Origin of the sequence: Flavicella sediminum (assembly GCF_006381105.1) — a bacterium.
GTDB lineage: Bacteria > Bacteroidota > Bacteroidia > Flavobacteriales > Flavobacteriaceae > Flavicella > Flavicella sediminum.
Genome location: NZ_VDET01000036.1, coordinates 24,903 through 49,591 on the forward strand (window position 1 = coordinate 24,903; position 24,689 = coordinate 49,591).

Genomic DNA, 24,689 nt, shown 5'->3' on the forward strand with positions numbered 1-24,689 from the left:
TATAAATTCTTAATCGTTAATAACGTAATCTTTCTTTTCATAATAAGTTCTGTCAAAAGTGAAAATATTTTGAGGTAAAACTTGATTTGCCTTAAAATCTAAAATTTCAATAATGGTTTGCGTACCGTTATTTCCAAAGTTTGTCACCGATTTAATGGTCTTTGTTTTTGGGTACACGGCAATAATAAAATGTGAAGATTCTGATTCACTGCTAATAGGAACCAACTTAACAAATTGAACAAGCTTTCCGTCAATTGTTTTTGTTTCATCCCATGAAAACGTATAACCATCTTGGTAAAAGAACAATAATTTATTCGGCGTTAAGAAGTCATTTTCTTCCTCAGAAATATTAATTTCCTCGTCTTCATTGCTAATGATATAGGTTTTAGAGCCATCAAAAATCATGGTGTTCCCCATAATTAATAAATTGTATTTATTGGCTTTTGTATAGGCTGTACCCATACTTTCTTGGTGTACATCTACTTCTTTATTTTCAAGAGTGTACTTAAATTTAAATTGCATGGTTCCAAAACTCGTCATATTGGCTGAAACCTCTTTTAGCAAACTTTCGGCTTTTTCATTTGTTTGAGCAAATACGCCATTGCAGATAATACTCAATAAAAGGCTAACTACTATTTTCTTCATTTTGTGTTTTATTTTTTTTCGTCGGCTAATAATTGATCCAATGCTTGTAGATCAGGAACAGAAACTTGTCGTGCCTTACTCCCTTCAAAAGGACCTACAATTCCTGCAGCTTCTAATTGATCTATCAATCTACCAGCTCTATTATACCCTAATTTTAATTTACGTTGTAAAAGAGATGCTGAACCTTGTTGCGCGATGACAATTAATTTGGCAGCCTCTTCAAATAATTTATCTCTATCTGATATGTCTATATCAAGTGCCGTGCCACCATCTTCGCCAATATATTCTGGTAATATATGTGCCTCAGCATAAGCTCTTTGCGAACCAATAAAATCTGTAATTTTTTCTACTTCAGGAGTATCAACAAAAGCACACTGAATACGAATGGCTTCGTTTCCTGCGGTATACAACATATCTCCACGACCAATTAATTGATTTGCTCCAGAAGCATCTAGAATTGTTTTCGAATCAATCGCAGACATTACTCTAAAAGCAACACGAGCAGGAAAATTGGCCTTGATCATACCTGTAATAACATTTACAGAAGGTCTTTGCGTGGCCACAATTAAATGAATTCCAATAGCACGCGCTAATTGTGCCAAACGTGCAATTGGTGTTTCCACTTCCTTACCAGCTGTCATAATTAAATCGGCAAATTCATCAATTACCAAAACAATATATGGTAAATATTGATGTCCGTTTTCTGGATTTAATTTACGCGCTTTGAATTTTGCATTGTATTCTTTTATATTTCTAACCATTGCCGTTTTCAACAAATCATAACGATTGTCCATTTCAATACACAATGAATTTACGGTATTGACAACCTTGGCGGTATCCGTAATAATAGCTTCTGCTTCACCAGGAAGTTTTGCTAAATAATGTCTTTCTATTTTATTAAATAAAGTGAGTTCTACTTTTTTAGGATCTACTAAAACAAACTTTACTTCGGCTGGGTGTTTTTTATACAATAACGAAGTCAAGATACAATTTAACCCCACAGATTTTCCTTGTCCCGTTGCCCCTGCCATTAACAAGTGTGGTGTTTTAGCCAAATCGATGACCACCGTTTCGTTAGAAATATTTTTCCCCATAGCAATCGGTAATTCCATTTTAGATTCTTGAAATTTCGTTGAAGAAATAACCGAACGCATGGAAACAATTGTGGGTTTATTATTTGGAACTTCAATACCAATAGTTCCTTTACCAGGTATAGGTGCTATGATACGAATTCCTAATGCAGACAATGATAAGGCAATATCGTCTTCTAAGTTTTTAATTTTCGAAATTCTAATTCCCGCTTCCGGAACAATTTCGTATAAAGTTACGGTAGGACCAACGGTTGCTTTTATTTGGGCAATACCGATTTTGTAGTTTTTTAAGGTATCTACAATTTTGTTTTTATTTTGCTCTAATTCTTCCGCATCAACCGCAATACTTTCATTGTATTCTTTTAATAAATTTAAGGTTGGAAATTTAAAGTTTGCCAATTCTAATTTTGGATCAAATTCTCCAAATTTTTCCACCAAGGTATTCGATAAATTTTCAATAACCTTTTCTTCATCAGGTGTCTCCTCAATATCAATACTTACTTCTTCTTTTTCTTCTTCAGAAACCGCTGGCGTAGAAACTTCTAATTCCACATTAGCTTCTTTGCCTTTCTCTTCTTTCTTTTTTTCAATAGAAGAAAAGTTTTTTATGGTAGGTTGTTGATTTTCTACAGAAAGTTCAAATTCAGATTTCTCTTTTACAGGAATTTCTTCAACTTCCTCTTTTTGAATTTCTTTCTTTTCTGATGCAACTTTTTCTATTTTTTTTAGTGTTGGCTCCGAAAGATCTTCTTCTACAAAATCTTCTTTTTCTACCACTACTTTTTTAGGGAACCAGCCTTTTATTTTTTCTGGAGTTATTTTAAAACGAATAATCGCATAAGCCAAATAACCGAAAAGTAACAACAGGGCCAGTCCTGTTTTTCCCATATAAATAGAAAGGTAGTCGTTGAGTTCTGTACCAATAACACCCGATAAAAGTGACAAATCATTGTCTGTAAAACCAAATGAGGTAGCAATCCAGATCATTCCTAGGATTCCCCAATTTAAAGATTTGAATATTTTTTTTAAATTGATCAATAGCAAAAGATAAGTTCCGGCCATCATCAATAAAAATGGAATCATAAAAGCGGCGATTCCAAAACCTTTGTAAATAAAAAAGTGGCTTAAATTGGCGCCTACTTTTCCTAATAAATTTTTAGCGACTTCATTTTTATCTGTAAAATGCGCTAACAAACTTTGATCTTCTTGCCAAGCAAAGAAAAATGAAATAAAGGAAATACCTAAAAACAGACCGAATAGTAAAATAAATACACCTAAAACAGATTGAACTTGACGGTTGCTAAAAAATGCTTTTGATTTCTCAAAATACTTTTTAGGTTCTTTGGTTTCTGTTTTATTTTTAGTTTTCCTCATTCAAGGTTTGGGTATTTAATATAAGGGGTGTTTGACTTAAATGAATTTAGGCAGGTAAATAACCAAGGCAATGGCCATGGCAACCAACGAAGCAAAAGCAACAGCTCCAGCAGCAATATCTTTGATTACACCAATTCTTTTATCAAAATCGGGTTGTACAAAGTTAGCGACCTTTTCAACGGCTGTATTCATTGCTTCTGTAGTAATAACCAAACCAATGGCTATTATTTGAAACATCCATTCTGTGGGTGATATTTCCATCACAAAACCAAGAATGCTAACACACAAACTAATAAAAAGTTGGGCTTTGATACTACTTTCAGAAGAAATTAGTATCCACATGCCTTTAAAGGCATAGCGGATACTTTTTATTCTGTCTACTATAAAAGAATCGTTAGGATCTTTCATTATTTTAAAGCATTTAATGCAGCTTCGTAATTTGGCTCATCAACAGTTTCAGAAACTTGTTCTGTATAAATAACTTTCCCTTCTTCATCAATTACAACTACAGATCTTGAATGCAAACCTGCTAAAGGTCCATCCGTAATTTCCAATTGGTAAGCTCTACCAAAGTCTCCTGAAATATCAGAACTTGAAATTACATTTTCAATTCCTTCAGCACTGCAAAAACGAGCGTGTGCAAATGGCAAATCTTTAGATACACAAATTACTTTTGTATTTTCTTGAGCTCCTGCACTTTTGTTAAAACTTCTTACTGAAGCAGCACAAGTACCTGTATCAACACTAGGAAAAATATTCAACAATATTTTAGAACCTTTATAGTCTGCCAATGTACTGTTAGATAAATCTGTGTTTCTTAATGTAAAATTAGGAGCGATACTACCTACTGCAGGTAAATTTCCTAAAGTGTGAAATTCATTTCCTTTTAATGTGATTGTAGCCATTTTATGGGTGTTTTAATTTAAGTTTCAAAAATACGTTAAAAAGAAAAACTCTCGAAACAATTCGAGAGTTTTATCAATATTTTATGAATTGGAAGCGACTCCTAGTTTTCAGCTAAGTAGCTAGCAACTCCTTCATGTGTAGTCGTCAATCCTTTTTTATCAGAATTCCAGTTTGCTGGACAAGCTTCACCGTGCTCTTCGTTGAATTGTAATGCATCTACCATTCTAATAGCTTCATCTACATTTCTTCCTAAAGGTAAGTCGTTAACCAATTGGTGACGAACAATTCCTTCTTTGTCAATTAAGAACAAACCACGGTAAGCGATCAATTCTCCTTCTGCTTGCAATTGCTCATTGTCATCGTAAAAATAATCTCCTGCTAAAACATCATAGTTTTTAGAAATTGTTTTGTTTGTATCTGCAAGAATTGGGTAGGTAACACCTTTAATTCCTCCGTTTGCTTTTTCCATTTGAAGCCATCCCCAGTGAGATTGTTCTGTATCAGTTGAAGCTGCAATTACTTGTACATTTCTTTTTTCAAATTCTGCTAATTTTTCTTGAAATGCATGTAATTCTGTTGGACATACAAATGTAAAATCTTTAGGATAAAAGAATAAAAGAACATATTTTTTTCCTGCAAACTGCTCAAGAGTATAGTTCTCTGCAAATTCATTTCCGTTTACTACTGCTTGTACACTAAATTGTGGTGCTTTTTTACCGACTAATACTGCCATTTTATTTTTGTTTTATTGTTTTTATTTTGACTGGAACAAATATAATTAAATCTACTAGTTTTAGGAGAGCTCATCAATTTTAATAATTGATTTTAAAATAGATTTTTCTTATAGAAGGTGTCTAAAAGCAAAACAGCATCATTTAAAAAAATGATGCTGTTTGTACGTATAATCGTTTTTTGAATTACAATTCTAAAACTCCGTTTTCTGCATTTGCAAATTCATTAAATTTGAATGAATCTGAATTTTCGTCATTTACATATGCTCCGTCAATTACATATTTGAATTCGTAAGACGCTCCTTTTTCAAAAGGTAAAATTCCTTTGAAATTTCCGTTTTTTAGTTTTTTAAGCGGTGCAGCTTCTGCATCCCACTCATTAAAATCTCCAACAACTGAAACGTTGCTAGCTTCCTTTGCAGCAACTTCAAAAGTTACTTTACAAACTGGTTTACTTTTTAAGTATTGTTTTTTAATAGCCATAATTTATTTGTTCTAATTACATGGCAAAAATACGCATGAAAGTCTACTAGACAAAATAAAAACATCTTTCTGCTTGATTTATAACAGATTGATAATTTTTACTTAACAATGGAGTGATAGTCGCTATAATTTTAGCCAAATTTTACCATTTTAGCAATAAAAATCAGGATAAATTTACATTGCAATTTTAGCGCTGATTTTTAGCAGTTAATCAACTGTTTTAAAACAAGTTAATTACTTTTAAATTCTAGATTATTCGAATTCACTCGTAAAATGTAGCTTCACAGAAGGGTATTTACTCTGTGTCATTTCGATGGTAAACGCAGAATCTGCTAAAAACACCAACTGTCCTTGTTTGTCTTTTGCCAAATAACGTTGCTTAATTCTTTTAAATTCTTTGAACTCGGCATTATTTTCTGTTGGTTGTACCCAACAAACTTTATGCATCGGTAAATTTTCATAGGTACACTTAGCACCATACTCATGCTCTAATCGGTATTGAATCACTTCATATTGCAAAGCTCCAACCGTTCCAATTACTTTTCTACCATTCAATTCTAAAGTAAATAGCTGCGCAACTCCTTCATCCATTAATTGGTCTAAACCTTTATACAACTGCTTCGCCTTTAATGGATCTGCATTGTTTACATATCTGAAGTGTTCTGGAGAGAAACTAGGAATTCCTTTGAAGTTTAAAACTTCTCCTTCCGTAAGTGTATCTCCAATTTTAAAGTTTCCTGTATCATGCAAACCAACAATATCTCCTGGAAAAGATTCATCCACAATTTCTTTTTTCTCAGCAAAAAAAGCGTTCGGGCTAGAAAATTTTACTTTTTTATTATTACGAACGTGTAAATAAGGTGCGTTTCTTTTAAAAGTACCAGAAACAATTTTTACAAACGCCAATCGATCTCTATGCTTAGGATCCATATTGGCATGAATTTTAAAAACAAAGCCTGTTAATTTTTCCTCTTTAGAATCTATCAATCGGGTATCGCACATTTTTGGTTGAGGCGTTGGTGCAATTTCCACAAAGCAATCCAACAATTCCTTTACCCCAAAATTATTCAAGGCCGATCCAAAAAACACAGGTTGTAAATCACCTGCCAAATATTCTTCTTTACTGAATGCCGGATAAATTCCTTCCACCATTTCTATTTCTTCTCTCAAAGTTTCCGCTGGCTTTTCGCCAATCATCTCATCCAATTCTGGCGTATAAATATCGGTAAACTCAACTCCTGCTGAAACTGTCTGTTTATTATCTGCTGAAAAAAGATTGATTTTTTTACCCCAAAGATTGTAAATCCCTTGAAAATCATACCCCATTCCAATTGGAAAACTTAATGGCGTTACTCGAAGTCCTAATTTTTGTTCAACTTCATCTAATAGATCAAAGGCATCTTTCCCTTCCCTATCCAATTTATTGATAAAAACAATCATTGGTATTTTACGCATACGACAAACCTGAACTAATTTTTCAGTTTGCTCCTCAACCCCTTTCGCAACATCAATAACAACAATAACACTGTCAACGGCTGTAAGGGTTCTAAAAGTATCTTCCGCAAAATCCTTATGCCCCGGCGTATCTAAAATATTGATTTTTTTATCTTGATAAATAAAGGCCAATACAGAAGTCGCTACCGAAATTCCACGTTGACGTTCTATTTCCATAAAATCGGAAGTAGCCCCTTTTTTTATTTTATTATTTTTTACCGCTCCTGCTTCTTGAATGGCTCCACCAAAAAGTAATAACTTTTCTGTAAGTGTTGTTTTTCCTGCATCAGGATGCGAAATAATACCGAAGGTACGTCTGCGTTGTATTTCTTTTAAAAAAGACATGTATTGTATATTGCGTTAATAATGAACAACTACCTGTTGTTACAGGGATGCAAATATACATTATCCTAACTGATCTAAAAATAATTAAAAGCTTAAATATTTTTCAGTAAGAAAGACGGCTAAAGCGCAATTAAACTCCTATTTAGGAAATACTTAAAAACCAATCTTTGGCATGTAGCAAAGTTGGAAGCATGCTTGCTAAAACACAAAACAACAAACCTCTTTTAAACAATTGGGCAGCGTATTTATTGTCTTTACGAACAAAAAACTCCGACACACAACTAAGGGAATAAGCGACATTAATAACCAAAATTGCGGATGCTAAAGTAAAGGTACTATACAAACTTTCTTGAAGTGTGAGCCCTAGAAAAAATCGAGACAAAGACATGTTGATCAATCCAAAACTTATAAAAATTGCATTGAAAGCGACTCTTCTTTTTTCCCACCAATAAATAATCTCTAATAAGTTTCTATGGCTGTCCTCAACTTTTAAAAAAGCATCTATGGCTAAGTTTATTCGAAGCAAATAACTTTCACTTCTTACGGTACTAATTTTTTCCATAATACTAACGGGGTATGTTATTTTGTTTATAGTATTTTATTTCTGACTGTTAAAGTACAAAAAAAAAGTACGCAAAAAAATGGATTCCCGTTTCAGAAAAAAGTTATGCCATTAATGCAATGGCCAAACCACAAAGTATGGCTACAAATTTAGAATAGTTGAATTTGTGATTTTCTGAACTTTCAAACAAAATAATTGTAGATATATGTAAGAAAATCCCAATTGTTATTGCGGTAACTTCTGCATGATATGTAATAAACAATGGAAGTTTTTCAGACAACAATACGCCTAAGGGACTCATCATTGCAAACAACAAAATAAACAAATAACTGTAACTTTTTTTCAGACTAGAATTTAACAAAAACGTAGCCAATACAATACTGATCGGAATTTTATGAATACAAATTGCCCAGAGTAAATTAGATTCTGTAGCATACCCTACAGGAATTCCTTCTGAAAAAGCATGAATACTTAAACTAACAAATAAAAGCCAAGGAAAACTTTTAGATTTAGAATGCAAATGTATATGACCGTGCTCAGCACCTTTAGAAAAAGATTCTAAAATTGATTGAATGATAATTCCTGCCAGAATAAAAATTCCAATATGCCTAGGCGAATGCGAATGTACATGCCCATGCGTGTTTCCATAAACTTCTGGCACCAAATGAAGAATGGTTATTGCAAGTAAATAAGCACCACTAAACGAAAGCAACAATCGTACAAATAATTGTTTGGGTTTAAATATAGAAACGACCGCCATACCAACAAGTACAGACAGTATCAGCAAAATGTAAATCATTATTCTAGCACTAGTATTAATCTATTAGATTTCTCAATATCAAAACCATTTAAGTTGTAATCTCCAAAACAGTGTTTTATTTTAAGTCCCGCTTTGGCAACATAAGATTCAAAATAAGCCAAATCTAAACATTTTACTCTTTCAAAATAACTATGATAGCCATCTTCTGCAGTAAATTCTATTTTTTTTATGATAAAACCGTTTTTTACTTCTTTGGTAATCTTAAAAACAATGCCATCCAAAGTAACTTCTTCTTCTGCTACTAAATTTTTAATTGCTTTAGTCACATTCAAATAATCAAGTACGGCAACCCCGTCTTTATTTAAACAGTTCTTTATATTTTCCAAAACTCGAATATCCTCTTGATCGTCTGCAAAATACCCAAAACTGGTAAATAAATTAAAAACAACATCCTTTTTAAACGGAAAAGGCAAACGCATATCTTGCACAATAAAATTCAAACTCTCATTTTTAGACAAGCTTGCGTGTTTTATACTGTTAATCGACAAATCGGCACCCGTAACATTATACCCTAATGTATTTAAATATATTGAGTGTCTTCCCTTTCCACAAGCCAAATCAAGAATGCTACTTCCTTTTGAAATATTTAAAAAGCGCACCAAATTATTCATGAATACTTGCGCTTCATAATCATCTCTGTGTTGATATAAAATATGATAATATTTGGTATTGAACCAATCGGTAAACCAATCTTTTTTTGAGGACATTTTCTAAAATTGAACCGCAAAAATAATAATTAATAACTGAAATTTTGATATTCTGAGAAATAGATATATTTTCAAGTTTTGATTCGTATAACTTTTAGTAAATTGCAACAAGTTATACCTATTGCGTTCTACCCCAAACCCAACCTATGAAATTATTTTCAACAGCCTTCTTTGCCTTGTTTTTTGTCAGTTTTTGTTCTTATGGACAAAAAATAACCACAGACAGCAGCCTAACGGCACAACAACTTATTGAAGATATTTTAACAGAAGGTTGTGTCGAAACCACCAATATCCAATCTAACAGCAATGGTTCTGCCAGCGGAATCACTAGTTTTGCTAGGTTCGACAGAGCCAGTTCTAGTTTTCCATTTGAAAGCGGAATTGTGATTAGTACGGGAAATGTAAATTCAGTTGGAAACTCTGATATCAATCCTGCACTTGGTGATGGAAATACAACCTGGGGAACAGATAGCGATATTGAAACGGCTTTAGGCGTAACAAATACGTTAAACGCAACCTCAATAGAGTTTGATTTCGTTTCACTAACCAATACTTTGGCCTTTAATTATTTATTTGCTTCTGAAGAATATGAAGGTGAATTTCCTTGTAATCTGGGTTCTGATAGTTTTGTATTTTTAATTAAAGAAACCGGAAGTACTGATCCTTATACAAACATTGCCGTAATTCCGGGAACTACGGCTCCTGTAAATATTGGAAATATAAGACCCGATATTTCTGGTTTGTGTGCTGCCGAAAATGAAGAGTATTTTGGAGGTTATTTAAATGGTGACACCAATTTTTTTGGTAGAACAAAAGTTTTGACCGCTTCTGCAAATATTGTCCCAAACCAATCTTACCATATAAAATTAATTATCGCCGATCAAACCGATCAATTTTTCGATTCTGCTGTTTTTATTGAGGGTAGTAGTTTTAATACGCCACTAAATTTAGGCGCAGATGTTTCTAGCTGCTTGCCTAGTCATGAATTATTTGCCGACTTAGGAAATCCATTGGCGGTTTATTCTTGGTATTTAAACGATGTACTAATACCTGACGCCTCGGAAACAAGCTACACTGCCACTGAAAATGGTACCTATCGTATTCGTGCTGATGTTCCTATAAATAGTACTACCTGCGTTATTGAAGATGAAATTAGTGTTGTTTTAAATACAGAAACGTCCATTACACCTGTTTCTGATTTTATTTTGTGTGATATTACCAACCCAGGAGATGAAGTTGAATTTTTTGACTTAAATCTGAAGGATGAAGAGTTTTTAGATAATTTACCTCATCGAGATTTTGCCATTAGCTACCACAATTCTGATGCTGACGCACGAAATAATGTAGGGGCTATCCTAAATCCTATTGAAGCAAATCAAACTGGTCAAGAAATATTTGTTAGAATTTTTGACAATACCTCAAACTGTTTGGGCTACGCTACTTTTGATATTAGAGTCACAGAAAGTATTGAATTTACAATTCCCACAGCTTTTGAAATTTGCGCTTCTCAAGAAGATGCCTCTTTCGGATTGGAAGATTTTTCAACAACTACCGAAGAAATTATCAATGGAAACCCCAATCTTTCGGTTTCCTACTATACAAGTCAGGCTGATACTGATGCTGAACGAAATGCATTGCGTTTGCCATACCGTGTAAATGCTCCTGCACAAACAATTTTTATTCGTGTTGCCGACCTAAATTCTGATTGCGTAGGAACCACAAGCGTAGATGTAACCGTAAATTCAATTCCCAATTTAGTTCCAGGTGATTATTTTATAGACGCCTGTGAGGTGGATAACGACGGATTTGAAGTGTTTGACATGACGACTTTAGAACCAATAATTTTAGGGGGAATTTCGGATGTTACAGTAAGTTACTATGCAACAAATTCCGATGCAGTGGATGCTACAAACCCAATTTTAAATCCGACTAGTTACACAAATACAACGCAATTTTTACAAACTGTTTTTATTCGTGTTGAAAATAATACCACCGCATGTTTTGCAATTGAAAGTATTGATTTACATACCGATGTTTTAACAACTGGAACCAGTATTTCTGATATCGGTGCCTGTGATGATAGTTCAAATGATGGTTTTAGTCTTTTTAATTTTGGAATGATTGCTCAAAATTTCACCAACGACCTTCCCAATGTAAGCATTCGTTTCTATGAAACTGAATCTGATAGGGATAATAGAATTAATGAATTAGACCAAACAATTAATTACACCAATACAACTGCTCGTTTACAACCCATTTTTATGGTATTAAACAGCCCTACTTGTGAAGAAGTTTCACAATTTAATTTGGTAGTTTTACCTTATTTTGAATTGACACCAGTTGCTCCCGTTGAAATTTGTGATGAAGATGACGACGCGAGAACAACAATAGATTTAAGTCAATACGATGCCTATGTGTCTAATAATTTAGCCAACGTTTCTGTCGAATATTATTTATCAGAAGCGGATGCTAGGTTTGCTATTGGAAGTCCTATTTCCAAATCTTACACCAACACAACCGATCCTTTGGTGGTTTTTGCTAGAGTGATGAATACACTAACTGGCTGTACGGCGGTTAACAGCTTAGATATTGATGTTTTACCTGCTCCAACAGTTGCAACACCCACTAGCATTATTATTTGTGACGACGATCAAGATGGTGTTTTTAATTTCGATTTAACCACCAAAATAAATGAAATTACTGCCACAACAACTGATTTGACTATCGATTTTTACACGAATTTCTCTGACGCAAATTCGAATACAAATCCAATTGCCAATCCAACAAACTATAGCCTCAGCACGCAAACTCTTTTTTCAAGAGTCACCAACAATACAACTAACTGTTACCAAGTAGTTTCCTTTGATGCAATTGTGAATACCTTGCCGGTTTTTACGCCAATTTCTAACTATACCGATTGTGAAGTAAATAGTGACGGTTCTGGCGCTTTTGTTTTCAGAAGCAAGGACTCCGAAATTTTAGGCAGTCAAACAGGAAAAACAGTTTTGTATTTTGAAACTGAAAACGATGCAAACCTAAGACAAAATGCAATAAATAAAAATTCACCTTATACAAATACGGCCAACCCACAAATTATTCATGTTCGCGTTGAAAACGATACCGATATTGATTGCTATGGGATCAGTAGCTTTGAAATTTCTGTAAGAGAAGCTCCTATCTATACAGCTCCAAAAGATGAATTTTTATGTAGCGATCCTGGTGGTTCCGCAATAGCATTGCTAGATTTAAGTGCTAAAAGAACTGAAATAATTACGGGAAGTCCCCAAAATTTAAGTGTTTCTTTTCATACCTCTATAGCGCAAGCTTCCCTTAATTTAAATGCTTTGCCGGATGACTATTTAAAAAACTTAAATCCTGAAATAATTTATGTCCGCATTGAAACGGACGAAGGCTGTGTAAACATCACCGAAAATTTCACCATCAGTGTTTTTAACCCTCCCTTATTAGGCCCATCAGCTATCTATCCTGTTTGCGATAATGATTATGATGGTAAAACAATTGCCGATTTAACGATGGCAGATGTTCAAATATTAGACCCTAGACAGTCAGGATATATCATTGAGTTTTATGAAACAGAAGCCGATTTAGCTGCTGATCTTCCTATTAGCTCTCCAGAAGTGTACCAAACCGACGGAACAAAAACCATCTTTGTAAAAGTAACCAACCCCTTAACAGGTTGTTTTTCTACAATTCCACTTTTAATTCAAGTCAACTTACCTCCTGCCTATACACCTGTGACTAGTTTTGAATTTTGCGAAACAGCAGATCGATTCATTCATATTAACGAAGTAACCCCTAATTTTGAAGCAGGCCCAAATGCACAAATTGTTTACTACTCAAGTTTGTCTAGTGCGCAATTAGAAATACGAGGAAATACGGACACCTACCAATACTCCTCTACCAGTGAAGTTGTATTTGTACGAATTACTGACGATACAACCGACTGTTTTTATATCGATTCCTTTGACTTAAAAATCAATCCCAATCCTGCATTTGTAGTGCCTAACGATTTAATTGCGTGTAATTATGATGGAGATTTTACAGCAGAATTTGATCTATTCACTCAAAACGAGGCCATTTTAAACGGTATCAATCCGGCACAATATTTAGTTAGCTATCATACTACTGAAGAAAATGCAGCAAATGGCTCTAACGAACTTTCACAAATATACAGAGCCGCCAACGAAGAAATAATTTGGTTTAGAGTGACCAATTCTGAAACCTCATGTTTTAGCATTGATAGGTTCTCTGTGGTCATTAACCCTGTCCCTGTTATAGAAGCACCAAATACGTCAACCCTTTGTTTGGACGGCGCACCATTAGAAATTACGGCTAGTTTAGATGCTTCTGACACTTATGAATGGTCTACGGGAGAAACGTCACAACAAATTTACATTAACGAAGTCGGTGATTATTGGGTAAGAGTAACCAATATTTTTGGTTGTGAGATTTATAAAGAATTTAACATTACACCTGCCGAATTACTAAAAATAGAAGTCATTCATTTTGAACACCCTAACAAAGTTACTGTTGAAATTTCTGGAGCTGGTGTGTACACTTACCAATTAGACGACGAGACAGAACAGGAATCGAATGTTTTTAACGACGTTACGGCCGACAAGCACAAAATTACCATTTATGAGACTAATGGTTGTGCTGCCTTAGAACAAGATATTTATGTTTTGAATTATCCTTTGTACTTTTCTCCAAATGGATCGGGCCCAGCCAGTACTGAGTTGTGGCATTTGCAAGGTTTAAAAAATATTCCTGGGGTTAGTATAACCAATGTTCAAATATTTGATAGAAACGGACGTTTGCTTAGTAGCTTAAACGAAAGTTCTATTGGTTGGGACGGAATGGATCGAAATGGAATTTTAATGCCTTCTGGCGATTATTGGTTCAAAGCAGATGTTAGTATTGACGATAAACACACCGTATTAACAGGTAATTTTAGTTTGTTACGATAAACATATTTGCAAAAACAAGAATTTTTAAACTAATGAAACTTTCATTGAGTTCTAAGATCTAATTCAGTATTTTTGCAGCTTAAGAAGAATTTTATGGAGAAAAATTTTCAAATGGTGGCTGTGACCATGTTTGGTCTGGAAGAAGTATTAGCTAAAGAATTAAGAGATTTAGGCGCTCTAGATGTCGTTGTGGGTGTACGAAATGTTTCCTTTAAAGGAGATACTGGATTTATGTACAAAACCAATATTGCCTTGCGTACGGCTATTCGTATTTTAAAGCCTATCCGAAAATTTAAAGTAAGAGGTGAAAAAGACCTGTACGACAATCTTCAAAAAATACGTTGGGAAAGTTTTTTAGATGTGGATGGAACTTTTTCTATTGGCTCTGTTGTAAACTCATCTTTCTTTACCACCAATTCTCATTATATTTCTTTAAAATCTAAAGATGCCATTGCTGATTATTACAGACATAAATACAGCAAGCGTCCTAATGTAGATTTAAAATATCCTGACCTAAAAATCCACATACATATCAAAGATGATTTTTGTACGGTTTCTTTAGATAGTTCGGGTGACTCTTTGCATAAAAGAGGTTATAGAAGTTCTACAAATATTGCCCCTATCAATGAAGTTTTAGCTGCCGGTTTGGTTTTGCTATCGGGTTATACGGGTGAAGAGAATTTTATAGATCCTATGTGTGGTTCTGGAACTATATTGATTGAAGCAACCATGATTGCTTGTCGTATTCCTGCCAACATCAATAGAAAACATTTTGCTTTTGAAAACTGGCCTGATTTTGATGAAGATTTATTTTACATCATTCAAGACTCCTTACTAAAGCATATTAGTAGTTCTCATTTTAAAATAATGGGCTTCGATAAGGCTCCTTCAGCTGTTCAAAAAGCGAAAGAAAATATAGAAAACGCGAATTTATCAGATTTTGTAGGCGTACATCATGTCAACTTCTTCAACTCTAAAAAAGAAGTTTTTGGAAACACCACCATTATGTTCAATCCGCCTTATGGAGAAAGATTAGAATTGGCAGATATTGAAGGCTTCTATAAAAACATTGGAGATACCTTAAAATTTGGATATCCTGGATCTACCGCATGGTTTATTACTTCCGATTTACAAGCGTTAAAACATGTAGGTTTAAGAACCTCAAAAAGAATACCTTTAAAAAATGGAGATTTAGATTGCCGTTTGGTACGTTATGATTTGTACGAAGGCTCTAGAAAACCACAAAAAACGGAATGGGGAACCACCGAAGAATAAGGATTTTATTCTTTTAAAATATTTTAAAAAGGTCGAATTGTATTTTCAATTCGACCTTTTTTATGCGTGTAACTTACTTTCTCATAAATTAATCTTAAAGCTTGCCAAACACTATTTCGGATTACAGGAATATGTTTAATTTAGCCTTATATGTTAGGTTCTATATAGAATTCGACAAAAAGACAGATTTACTCGTAGACAAAGAATGCAACACACACAGATTCCCTTTCAAAACACAGGCTATATTTCAAAATTAATTTGTGATTATGTTTCTAAAAACCCAAAGTTGGATGGCCTTTATGGTGAATTTCCAGATCTTGTTGGTTTTAAAAAACAAATCGCCTTAAAGGAATCTCAATTTCCTTTTGAATCAAGAAAAATATTGGTTGAATCGTTGCAAACTCAATTTTCGAAATTACAAGTCACAAAGCAAACTCAAGAAAATATAGAGGCACTTGCTTTAAAAAACACCTTTACTGTTGTTACGGGACACCAATTAAATTTGTTTACCGGACCTTTGTATTTTTTATACAAAATTGTTTCAGCAATAAACTTAGCAAAACAATTAAAGGCTGAATTTCCACAACAAAACTTTGTCCCAGTGTATTGGATGGCGACAGAAGATCATGATTTTGAAGAGATCAATCATTTTTTTGTAAAAAACACCAAAATTGAATGGGATGTAGAAAGTTCTGGTCCAGTAGGAATTCATTCTACAAAAGGTTTGGATACGGCTTTTGAGGAATTTTCAAAAGAAATTGGTTCTAGTAAAAATGCCAACTATTTAAAAGAATTATTTAGAAAAGGCTATTTAGAACACGACAACCTTACGGAAGCCACTCGCTATATTGTTAATGAATTGTTTGGTGCTCATGGACTTGTTATCGTTGATGGTGATGATAAACAACTCAAACAATTATTTACGCCCTATGCTAAAAATGAATTGCTAGACAACGTGGCCATCAATTCATTGCAAATAACAAACGCTTTTTTAGAGGAAAATTATAAGGTGCAAGTCAACCCAAGAGACATTAATTTGTTTTATATAAAAGATGGCTTAAGAGAACGTATTATTTTTGAAGACGAACTTTTTAAAATAAATAATACTGCCATCACTCTTACAAAAACTGAAATTTTAGAGGAACTAAATAAGCACCCAGAATATTTCAGTCCAAATGTAATTATGAGGCCTTTGTATCAGGAAGTGGTTTTGCCCAACCTTTGCTATATTGGTGGTGGTGGAGAAATTGCTTATTGGCTGCAATTAAAAGCTATGTTCGACAAAGTTGCTGTTCCTTTTCCTATTTTATTAGTTCGTAATTCGGTACTATTAATCAACGAAAAACAAGCTCGTAAAGCTAAAAAACTAGAAATAAAAATTGAAGAATTGTTTTTAAAACAAGAAGCGCTTGTCAACACGAAAACAAAAGAATTGTCAGAATTAACGATAGATTTCTCTGCTCAAAAAGAAACATTAGCAAAACTATTTTCTGATTTAAAACCCTTAGTTTCTCAAACAAATAAAACTTTTGAAGGTGCTTTACTAGCGCAAGAGAAAAAGCAATTAAAAGGATTTTTAAATTTAGAAAAACGCTTATTAAAAGCTGAAAAGAAGAATTTACAAGACAAGCTATCTCGTATAACACAAATTCAAAACGAATTATTTCCAAGACAAGGTTTGCAAGAACGAAATGTAAATTTTGCTGAATTTTATATTGAGCACGGACAAGAATTAATTCCCATTTTATTACAAGAATTAGATCCATTGAGCTTGCAATTTTCTGTAATTAGCTTATAGCTAAAACAAAACAGTCGACTTATATAAGTCGACTGTTTTGTTTTGTACAATGAAAATAAATTACCTTTTATACACTCCTTTTGCAAATCCGCTTCCGTGGCAAGAAGACCAAAATACATTTTCATCATAGGGATCAAATTCAAATCCGGTCATTTTATCCACTTGACCCAAACCGTAATTAATTTTCGTCCAGTTTTTTCCATTATTTTTTGAAATATAAATACCGCTATTCAATTCTTTTACCTTTTTCCCTGGTGCCACAATTACCGCAATTGTCTCAGCATCTAAAGGTGAAATTTTGACCATTTTTATATGTGGCATCTCAAAAATCTTTTCCCATGATTTTCCTTTGTTGCTACTTCTGTAAACACCCCCATCATTTATGGCGGCTCCACCTTCACCACAGGCCAAATAAATAATCCCATTTTTATCAATTTCAACAAAATTGACACTTTTAATTTCCTGAGGAATTTTTACCTTATTCCAAGATTCTCCATCATCCTTACTTTTGTACAAACCACCTTCAGATTTTTCAAAACTACGCCCCAAACCTGCGTAAATATTTTTATAATCCTCGTCGTAAGTCATTTGCATTACATTGGGTCGGTTTGGTAAACCTTTGTTACTCGTTTTCCAAGTTTTACCTCCATCGCTACTCAAATGCACACCAAAATCGTTAAATTCTGTCATTCTTAAATAACCATTTACCATCCATTTTGAGGTATGCCATCCCCTTTGAGTATGTGAAGGAATGCTAAATAACATTCGATTGGAATCTTTTTTATCTATAATATGACTGAATAAAAACAAGACCCCATTTGGGTTAAATTTCACCATGGGTTTTTCTGAAATATTGAACCAAGTTTTACCTGCGTCTACAGATTTTCTAAGATGCCCAGCATGATGTTGTCTATTGGGCAAAATATAATAAACATTGGCATTGTTCGGATCTATAGAAATTTCAGGAGCACTGGTAGCCGCTTTGTAATGATTTACCTCCAAAGCCTGTCCTTCAATTTGCTTTAAAGCCACCGCTCCTTTATACACTTGATCCCCATCTGTCGTACTTCTCCAAATTCCATGTTCTTCAGAAGCAAATAGATACTGTCCTTTCATTTTTGTTTGTACATTCAAACCAAAACCAGGCAAATTGCTATTTCCTCTACCAACCCAATGACCACTGCCAGGGGCTGTTTCTATATCGTCACGTTGTTGCCAAGTTTTCCCATGATCTTTACTTAAAAACAATTGCTGATCGTAAACGGTAAATACTTCTCCTTCAGCATTGATTTGCAAATCTCTAAAAGCTTTTGAGCTACCTTCCCCATTTGCTGTCGCATCCAAATGGGCAAAACTCATGTTATTTCCAGTAGGATTATTTCTAGAATCCCAATAGACTTTGTCTTTTCCATTTTTCCAATAATTACCAGCGCGTGCACACACAAACCAATTTTCACCACCGTCTTCCGTTTTCATCAATTCTGCAGGAGAAAAACTCATGTCGTGTTTGATATTGTTTGAAATATAAACTTCGTTTGGATTGATTGGATTCACTACAATCCTATTATAAACAGGCATGGTGGATTTAGGGAAATTGGGAAACTTTGTTTTAGCTTCTTTAACAGAAATACCAAACCAGTAAGCGATGGTTTTATAATAATAATTTTTTGAAGAATAATCTGATATTTGAGTCATATCAATATCTAAGTTACCTGATATAGATATCCAATCCTCACCATTATTTTCACTTTTATAAACACCTCCTAAAGCTTTTGTTGTTTGTCCATTTTCTTTATAATGTGTTTGTAACAATAAATATAAATAATACGCACCTGTTTTCGCATTGTAATAACTTTGCAAATCACGAGCGTCATTGAAAGGCAATCCTAGTTTTTTTTCTTTCCACGAAGCGCCAGCATCATTAGAAACATAAAACCCGAAATTGGTTAACACATACAAATTAGTTGAATCTCTAGGGTCTACCAAAATTCTTAAGATATCTAAATCTTTAGAAATATTGTTCATTATTTTTTCCCATGTTTTCCCTGCGTCTGTAGTTTTATAAATAAACCCATATTCCGTATTTCTGTATTTGGTACCATGTGGTTCTTTTAAACTTCTATGTACACCTTTTACACGCCAATGTTGCCCCGCACCAATATACCAAACGGCATCATTCTTAGGATCTATAGCTACTGCATTGAATTTTTTCTTGCTTGGGAAATTTTTAATTTCTATCCAATTTCTACCTCTATTGTTTGTTGTATAAACAGTTCCTGCCGCACCTTTCATAATTCCAAAATCATGATTTGTTACTGAAAAGGCCGTTTTAAAAGGTTTTATTTTACTGCCCAAACCGTCATATTCGTTCAGTGTTGTCCAAGAATCTCCCTTATTCCAAGTACCATAACCGTTCCCCATGTCGTAATTTAAAAACATGACATTGCTATCGTAAGGATGTATATTTAGCTCTTCACTATATCCTGAAGTTCCAGGACCAATTACCGTCCATTTTACACTTGGATTGCTAGGAACTTTTTGTGTTTGTAATTTTTTAAAATAATTGGAAGTCTGCCCAAATGCTACAATTTGCATTAAAACAAGTAAAAATAAAATTGGTGTTTTCATGATGCTTGTATTTCTATTTATAGAACTTAGCTCAAATATAAAACCTAACATTCAATACTAACACAAACATGTATAGATTAACTCATATAATGTATAGTTTTGGTAATATGTAGCTATTCAGAAGCTACTTCGTCAAAAACAGTATTGGGTGTACATATTTTCACTGGCTTATTTTTTTGAAACCAATAGGCATCCAAATTTCCTTTTAAAACAATAGCTTCTTTTACGTCTAACCAACTTCCTTCTTGCAAACCTAAAACGGCAGTGTTATTGTACACATGAAATTCTTTGATTCTTGTCTCTCTAGTTTCTCCTTTATGTGTTGAATTTTTATCAGCTACTAAAAAATGAGCATTGATATTAAAAGGCAAACACCCCAATGTTTCAAATGAAGGTGGTTTTACTATGGGCATATCATTTGTGGTTTGCATGGTAGGTCCGCAAATATTACTTCCTGCACTTGTTCCTAAATAAGGAGTGCCTTGTTCAATTTTTGCCTTCAGAAGTTCCAAAATAGCTTGTTCATACAGTTCCTTCACCAAAACAAAAGTATTTCCTCCACCTACAAAAATAGCTTGTGCCTTGTTAATAGCTTCTTTTGCGTTTGAAAACTCATGAATTCCCTTTACCTTCACGTCACAAAAAAGCAAACCTTCCTGAGCAATTGCTGTGTATTCGTCATAAGACAATCCACTTGGTCTGGCATAAGGAATAAACAAAACCTCCTTCACATTTTTTAAAAGTTTTGTAAGTTCTGTTTGTAAATAAGCTAAATAACTAGAATTGTATAAAGTAGACGTACTGGCAATAATCATATTTCTCATAAAAGACATATTGGTTCAAAAAAATAAAGGGGAAAAGTACCAAGAAAAACCAAAAATTGACTAACATTTATTTATTGTTTTTAGTTTTATAAAATGGCATCTTTACATTTACATAACCTTATATGAAAAAACTCAAATTAATAGCGCTTGTTATCGTACTCTTTTGTTCTTCTTTTACAGTTCATAAATACTATATGAGTATCACACAAATAAACTTTGTGGCTGAACAGAAAGCGCTTCAAATAACTTCCCGGGTTTTTATTGACGACTTACAAACGGAATTAAATGACCGATTAAAAACTGAAATTGAATTGGCCACTGAGCGTGAACCAAAAAATATTGGAAAAATTTACCAAGATTATTTATCTAAAAACCTAGCGTTTATTGTGAATGATTCCTTAGTTCCCTTTCAATATATTGGATCAGAATATCAAAATGATCAGGTTGTTTTTTATTTAGAGGTAACCGCTATTAGCAATTTAAAAAAAATAGAAATCAGCAACCAACTATTGACGCAAACATTTGATGAACAAAATAATATTGTCAAAGTAAATGCTTTCAACAAAAACAAGAGCTTTATACTAGACAATAGAAACTCCAAATGTTTAATAAAGTTTTAACAACATTCACCTTACACAATAATTAACTTTGCCCACAATTAAATACCTTTTATGAAAAAAATCAACTTCGCATTTATTGCTATTTTATTGTTTTCTTATACTTTAAGTTTTGCACAAGAAACGGAAAATAACGATCGCCAGCCCGGACACACAAATCAGAACAAATTTAAACAACTAAAAGAAGAATTAGCAACACCCAATAGCCAACATACGGCTTCTGGTGCACCTGGAGTAAACTACACGCAACAACAAGTAGATTATGAGATGGATGTTGTTTTAGATGAAGAAAACCAAAAATTAAGTGGTGAAGAATCGATAACATACCACAACAATTCAGACGACACCTTAACGTATTTATGGGTACAACTAGAACAAAACAAAAGAGCCAAAGATTCTAAAAGTCCGGATATTGAAGGCGGTGGTCCAGATTTATTATACAGTCCTGAAAAATTTGCAACAAAATTTATTGGCGAACCTTTTGATGGTGGTTTCAATATTGTACATATAAAAGACAGGAAAGGAAATCCTTTAAACTATACCATCAACCGTACAATGATGCGTGTAGAATTACCGAAACCTTTGGCTTCTGGTAAAAAATTTAAATTCAACATCAAATGGTGGTACAACATCAATAACCATGTCCCTGTAAGAGATCGTTCTGGCTATGAGCATTTTCCTAAGGATGGAAATAACTTGTATGTAATTGCACAGTTTTATCCACGTTTGGCCGTTTATAACAATGTTGAAGGTTGGCAAAATTTACAATTTTGGGGAGGAAGTGAGTTTGCTTTAGAGTTTGGAGATTTCAAAGTAAATATTACCACGCCAAAAGATCATATCTTAAATGCAACAGGAGTTTTAAAAAATCCTAAAAAGGTATTGACAAAAACACAATACGAGCGCTTTAAAAAGGCACAGACTTCTTTTGACGAGCCTTACCTAATTATTACTCAAAAAGAAGCAGAAGAAGCTGAGAAAACAAAAAGTAAAGAACAAAAAACATGGACTTTTGATGCTAGAAATGTTCGTGATTTTGCCTTTGCCTCTTCAAGAAAATTTATTTGGGACGGGATGGCTGTAAACATCAATGGTAAAACCGTGATGGCTTATTCTTTGTATCCAAAAGAAGGAAATCCATTATGGGAAAAATTCTCTACAAAAGTAGTGGCGCATTCTTTAAAAGAATACTCAAAATATACATTTGACTATCCTTATCACAAGGCAATTTCTGTACATTCTAAAAACCAAGGAATGGAATATCCACAAATATGTTGGAATTACGGAAGACCTAGACCAGATGGAACCTATTCTGACAGAACAAGAGATGCCATGATTGGAGTTATTACCCATGAAGTTGGTCACAATTTCTTTCCTATGATTGTGAATTCTGATGAACGTCAATGGGCATGGATGGACGAAGGAATTAATTCATTTATTGAAACATTGACTGAATTGTCTTTCGATAAAAATTTCAACACAGGAAATTTACCTAAAGATATTATTCCTTATATGACAGGAGACCAAAGCAATATTTCTCCTATTATGACACAGGCCGATAATATTCAACAATTAGGTCCAAATGCATACACAAAACCAGCTGCTGGTTTGTACATGTTAAGAAAAACAATATTAGGAGAAGAATTATTCGACTATGCCTTTAGAACCTATTCTCAAAGATGGATGTTTAAACACCCAACACCTGAAGATTTCTTTAGAACCATGGAAGATGCATCTGGTATGGATTTGGATTGGTTTTGGAGAGGTTGGTTTTACACTACCGATGTTTCTGACATAGGTATTCAAAATGTAGATTTGTATCGAATTACAAACAAACCCACTAAGGCTGTGATAAAAATAGCCAAACAATACGGAGTTGCTGAAGATCAAATTAGACCAAGTATTTATCTATCTACCGATTCTATTACAGCGAATGAACCTAAAAACGCAATGGATATTAAATTGCTTTCTAATTATATTGACACTAAATATTCTCGTAGAGCAGATGCAAAAATACCTAGCTATTTTTACGAAATCACATTTAACAAACCAGGAGGTTTGGTAATGCCAATTATTGTAGAATACACCTACGAGGACGATTCAAAAGAAAGAATTACTTATCCAGCTAAAATCTGGAGAAAAAACGATCAAGAAGTTAAAAAGATTGTGACTTCAAATAAAAAAATTAAAACAATTGTTGTAGATCCTGATTTGGAAACTGCTGATGTAGATCCATCAAATAATTTATGGCCAAGAGCTGAAAAATCAGAATTTGACAAAAAGAAAGAAGCTTTAAAGAAATAATCTATTTCTTTTTAAGAACAAAAAAACACCTGAATTCAGGTGTTTTTTTTGTTCTAGACTTTAAGGAGTTTCTTTATTTTTTAGGTTTGTATTTCGATTTTCTAAAAATCGTTTCAGCATCAGTTTGAAGCAATTCTGATAAAGTCTTTTTATTTGTTTGCATATACGCATTTACAATAGTCCAGCCCAACCATTTGCCAATTCCACCTGGCGATTCTTTATCCATATCTAAATAAAATTTAGAAAACGGAGCGGGATCAATAAACCGAGCGTTTAATTTTTGATCGGTGCTATACAACAATTCATTACTTACAAAATAAGCCCATATTTGCGATTCATTGTGCATCGCCCAAGCAAATTTTTCCTTGCTATATCCTATAATTTCTGAATCTTCTTTTTTTGGCAATAGTTTTTGCAACAAATAAAGTTGTTTTCCTTTGTAAATTATTCTTTCTAAAAAAGTTCTTCCATTTTGTATTGGAAAATTTTTGGCGGCAATTTCTTTAGCCACCGAAATAACGACCTGTTCTTTGGTATAATTTTCCGACAAATATTCTGGAAAACTTGCATACACTTCCGATGTTGCCCCTAAAAACATATCTAAGGAAATAAACAAAAGTGAATCTGCATACACAACATTATTTTCATAATCCAAATCTGTAATTAAGCTATAGGTTTTTGGTGACTTAAAACTAGGTTTGTAATACTTTATGTGTTTCATCAAATCCAGCAATTCTGCTTCAAGTGCAATACAAGAACCAAAAACACTGTCCACTTTTGAAAACAATAACTGCTCATTGGGGTCTTTTAATTTAGCCAACCAAATACTATCCGGAACAGCGCTTGGAAACAGAAAAGCATGCTTCTTTTTAAAAGCAAGTAATTCTGTTGGTTTTAATTGATAAAACTGTTTATGAAAATCAATAAATTCGGTTTGCACGTTAATATTAGAAACATCCACCGTTTTTATTGTATCTGTTTTACATTGAATAAAAACCAGGAATAAGGCAACTCCAAAAAGATAATATTTCATTAAAATCGGGTATAAATATGAGTGAAAACTGTTAAAAACTTGTTTTTTTACGAAACGCGAAACA

The 24,689-nt window shown here is 33.5% G+C and carries 18 protein-coding genes; 5 read left to right on the forward strand and 13 right to left on the reverse strand.

Annotated elements, in window-relative coordinates; genetic code table 11:
* Positions 1-9: 9 nt before the first annotated feature.
* From FGM02_RS16655 to FGM02_RS16700, 10 genes are all read right to left on the reverse strand, one after another.
* Complete coding sequence (locus FGM02_RS16655; RefSeq protein ID WP_139959633.1) at positions 10-645, reverse strand: LolA family protein; 636 nt, start codon at positions 643-645, stop codon at positions 10-12.
* An 8-nt stretch (positions 646-653) separates the two neighbouring features.
* On the reverse strand, positions 654-3,110 hold the full coding sequence (locus tag FGM02_RS16660) for an FtsK/SpoIIIE family DNA translocase (protein WP_139959634.1): 2,457 nt from the start codon (positions 3,108-3,110) through the stop codon (positions 654-656).
* A 36-nt stretch (positions 3,111-3,146) separates the two neighbouring features.
* A complete protein-coding gene (locus tag FGM02_RS16665; RefSeq protein ID WP_139959635.1) occupies positions 3,147-3,518 on the reverse strand; it encodes a diacylglycerol kinase family protein in 372 nt (123 codons plus the stop codon).
* Complete coding sequence (tpx, locus tag FGM02_RS16670; RefSeq protein ID WP_139959636.1) at positions 3,518-4,015, reverse strand: thiol peroxidase; 498 nt, start codon at positions 4,013-4,015, stop codon at positions 3,518-3,520. Before tpx ends, FGM02_RS16665 begins: the two co-directional genes overlap by 1 nt.
* A gap of 101 nt (positions 4,016-4,116) precedes the next feature.
* A complete protein-coding gene (locus FGM02_RS16675; RefSeq protein ID WP_139959637.1) occupies positions 4,117-4,749 on the reverse strand; it encodes a peroxiredoxin in 633 nt (210 codons plus the stop codon).
* Positions 4,750-4,933: 184 nt separating this feature from the next.
* Positions 4,934-5,230: an isoamylase early set domain-containing protein gene (locus FGM02_RS16680; protein ID WP_139959638.1), complete on the reverse strand. Its 297-nt coding sequence runs from the start codon at positions 5,228-5,230 to the stop codon at positions 4,934-4,936.
* A gap of 252 nt (positions 5,231-5,482) precedes the next feature.
* Complete coding sequence (locus tag FGM02_RS16685; RefSeq protein ID WP_139959639.1) at positions 5,483-7,069, reverse strand: peptide chain release factor 3; 1,587 nt, start codon at positions 7,067-7,069, stop codon at positions 5,483-5,485.
* 142 nt (positions 7,070-7,211) lie between these two features.
* A complete protein-coding gene (locus tag FGM02_RS16690; RefSeq protein ID WP_139959640.1) occupies positions 7,212-7,631 on the reverse strand; it encodes a hypothetical protein in 420 nt (139 codons plus the stop codon).
* A gap of 103 nt (positions 7,632-7,734) precedes the next feature.
* Complete coding sequence (locus FGM02_RS16695) at positions 7,735-8,430, reverse strand: ZIP family metal transporter (RefSeq protein ID WP_139959641.1); 696 nt, start codon at positions 8,428-8,430, stop codon at positions 7,735-7,737.
* Complete coding sequence (locus FGM02_RS16700) at positions 8,430-9,158, reverse strand: class I SAM-dependent methyltransferase (RefSeq protein WP_139959642.1); 729 nt, start codon at positions 9,156-9,158, stop codon at positions 8,430-8,432. The genes FGM02_RS16695 and FGM02_RS16700 overlap by 1 nt, the downstream gene beginning before the upstream one ends.
* Before the next feature lie 146 nt (positions 9,159-9,304).
* On the opposite strand from FGM02_RS16700, the gene FGM02_RS16705 reads away from it, so the two are divergent.
* The 3 genes from FGM02_RS16705 to bshC all read left to right on the forward strand — a co-directional run bounded on the left by FGM02_RS16705 (position 9,305) and on the right by bshC (position 17,219).
* On the forward strand, positions 9,305-14,146 hold the full coding sequence (locus tag FGM02_RS16705) for a choice-of-anchor L domain-containing protein (protein WP_139959643.1): 4,842 nt from the start codon (positions 9,305-9,307) through the stop codon (positions 14,144-14,146).
* A gap of 93 nt (positions 14,147-14,239) precedes the next feature.
* Complete coding sequence (locus FGM02_RS16710) at positions 14,240-15,421, forward strand: THUMP domain-containing class I SAM-dependent RNA methyltransferase (protein ID WP_139959644.1); 1,182 nt, start codon at positions 14,240-14,242, stop codon at positions 15,419-15,421.
* Positions 15,422-15,626: 205 nt separating this feature from the next.
* Positions 15,627-17,219, forward strand: a complete 1,593-nt coding sequence (gene bshC / locus FGM02_RS16715; protein ID WP_139959645.1) for a bacillithiol biosynthesis cysteine-adding enzyme BshC — start codon at positions 15,627-15,629, stop codon at positions 17,217-17,219.
* Between the two features lie 60 nt (positions 17,220-17,279).
* On the opposite strand, the gene FGM02_RS16720 is transcribed toward bshC, so the two are convergent.
* Positions 17,280-19,847, reverse strand: a complete 2,568-nt coding sequence (locus FGM02_RS16720; protein ID WP_166461213.1) for a VPS10 domain-containing protein — start codon at positions 19,845-19,847, stop codon at positions 17,280-17,282.
* Between the two features lie 113 nt (positions 19,848-19,960).
* Positions 19,961-20,671 (reverse strand): dipeptidase PepE, encoded by a 711-nt coding sequence (gene pepE / locus FGM02_RS16725; RefSeq protein WP_139959647.1) that lies wholly within the window; start codon positions 20,669-20,671, stop codon positions 19,961-19,963.
* A 122-nt stretch (positions 20,672-20,793) separates the two neighbouring features.
* Between pepE and FGM02_RS16730 the strand changes: the two genes are divergently transcribed.
* Both FGM02_RS16730 and FGM02_RS16735 read left to right on the forward strand, forming a co-directional pair.
* A complete protein-coding gene (locus FGM02_RS16730; protein WP_139959648.1) occupies positions 20,794-21,291 on the forward strand; it encodes a DUF6702 family protein in 498 nt (165 codons plus the stop codon).
* Positions 21,292-21,342: 51 nt separating this feature from the next.
* Complete coding sequence (locus tag FGM02_RS16735; protein WP_139959649.1) at positions 21,343-23,592, forward strand: M1 family metallopeptidase; 2,250 nt, start codon at positions 21,343-21,345, stop codon at positions 23,590-23,592.
* A gap of 73 nt (positions 23,593-23,665) precedes the next feature.
* On the opposite strand, the gene gldB is transcribed toward FGM02_RS16735, so the two are convergent.
* Entirely contained in the window at positions 23,666-24,625 is a 960-nt protein-coding gene (gene gldB / locus FGM02_RS16740; protein ID WP_139959650.1) for a gliding motility lipoprotein GldB, read from the reverse strand.
* Between the last annotated feature and the right edge of the window lie 64 nt (positions 24,626-24,689).

What these genes read in the sequence shown, in the direction of transcription:
- FGM02_RS16710 (WP_139959644.1), top strand. Translation starts at nt 14,240, where the DNA reads ATGGAGAAAAATTTTCAAATGGTGGCTGTGACCATGTTTGGTCTGGAA.
- FGM02_RS16700 (WP_139959642.1), bottom strand. Translation starts at nt 9,158, where the DNA reads ATGTCCTCAAAAAAAGATTGGTTTACCGATTGGTTCAATACCAAATAT.
- FGM02_RS16690 (WP_139959640.1), bottom strand. Translation starts at nt 7,631, where the DNA reads ATGGAAAAAATTAGTACCGTAAGAAGTGAAAGTTATTTGCTTCGAATA.
- FGM02_RS16665 (WP_139959635.1), bottom strand. Translation starts at nt 3,518, where the DNA reads ATGAAAGATCCTAACGATTCTTTTATAGTAGACAGAATAAAAAGTATC.
- FGM02_RS16730 (WP_139959648.1), top strand. Translation starts at nt 20,794, where the DNA reads ATGAAAAAACTCAAATTAATAGCGCTTGTTATCGTACTCTTTTGTTCT.
- gldB (WP_139959650.1), bottom strand. Translation starts at nt 24,625, where the DNA reads ATGAAATATTATCTTTTTGGAGTTGCCTTATTCCTGGTTTTTATTCAA.
- FGM02_RS16660 (WP_139959634.1), bottom strand. Translation starts at nt 3,110, where the DNA reads ATGAGGAAAACTAAAAATAAAACAGAAACCAAAGAACCTAAAAAGTAT.
- bshC (WP_139959645.1), top strand. Translation starts at nt 15,627, where the DNA reads ATGCAACACACACAGATTCCCTTTCAAAACACAGGCTATATTTCAAAA.
- FGM02_RS16655 (WP_139959633.1), bottom strand. Translation starts at nt 645, where the DNA reads ATGAAGAAAATAGTAGTTAGCCTTTTATTGAGTATTATCTGCAATGGC.
- FGM02_RS16675 (WP_139959637.1), bottom strand. Translation starts at nt 4,749, where the DNA reads ATGGCAGTATTAGTCGGTAAAAAAGCACCACAATTTAGTGTACAAGCA.
- FGM02_RS16735 (WP_139959649.1), top strand. Translation starts at nt 21,343, where the DNA reads ATGAAAAAAATCAACTTCGCATTTATTGCTATTTTATTGTTTTCTTAT.
- pepE (WP_139959647.1), bottom strand. Translation starts at nt 20,671, where the DNA reads ATGAGAAATATGATTATTGCCAGTACGTCTACTTTATACAATTCTAGT.
- FGM02_RS16695 (WP_139959641.1), bottom strand. Translation starts at nt 8,430, where the DNA reads ATGATTTACATTTTGCTGATACTGTCTGTACTTGTTGGTATGGCGGTC.
- FGM02_RS16720 (WP_166461213.1), bottom strand. Translation starts at nt 19,847, where the DNA reads ATGAAAACACCAATTTTATTTTTACTTGTTTTAATGCAAATTGTAGCA.
- FGM02_RS16685 (WP_139959639.1), bottom strand. Translation starts at nt 7,069, where the DNA reads ATGTCTTTTTTAAAAGAAATACAACGCAGACGTACCTTCGGTATTATT.
- FGM02_RS16680 (WP_139959638.1), bottom strand. Translation starts at nt 5,230, where the DNA reads ATGGCTATTAAAAAACAATACTTAAAAAGTAAACCAGTTTGTAAAGTA.
- FGM02_RS16705 (WP_139959643.1), top strand. Translation starts at nt 9,305, where the DNA reads ATGAAATTATTTTCAACAGCCTTCTTTGCCTTGTTTTTTGTCAGTTTT.
- tpx (WP_139959636.1), bottom strand. Translation starts at nt 4,015, where the DNA reads ATGGCTACAATCACATTAAAAGGAAATGAATTTCACACTTTAGGAAAT.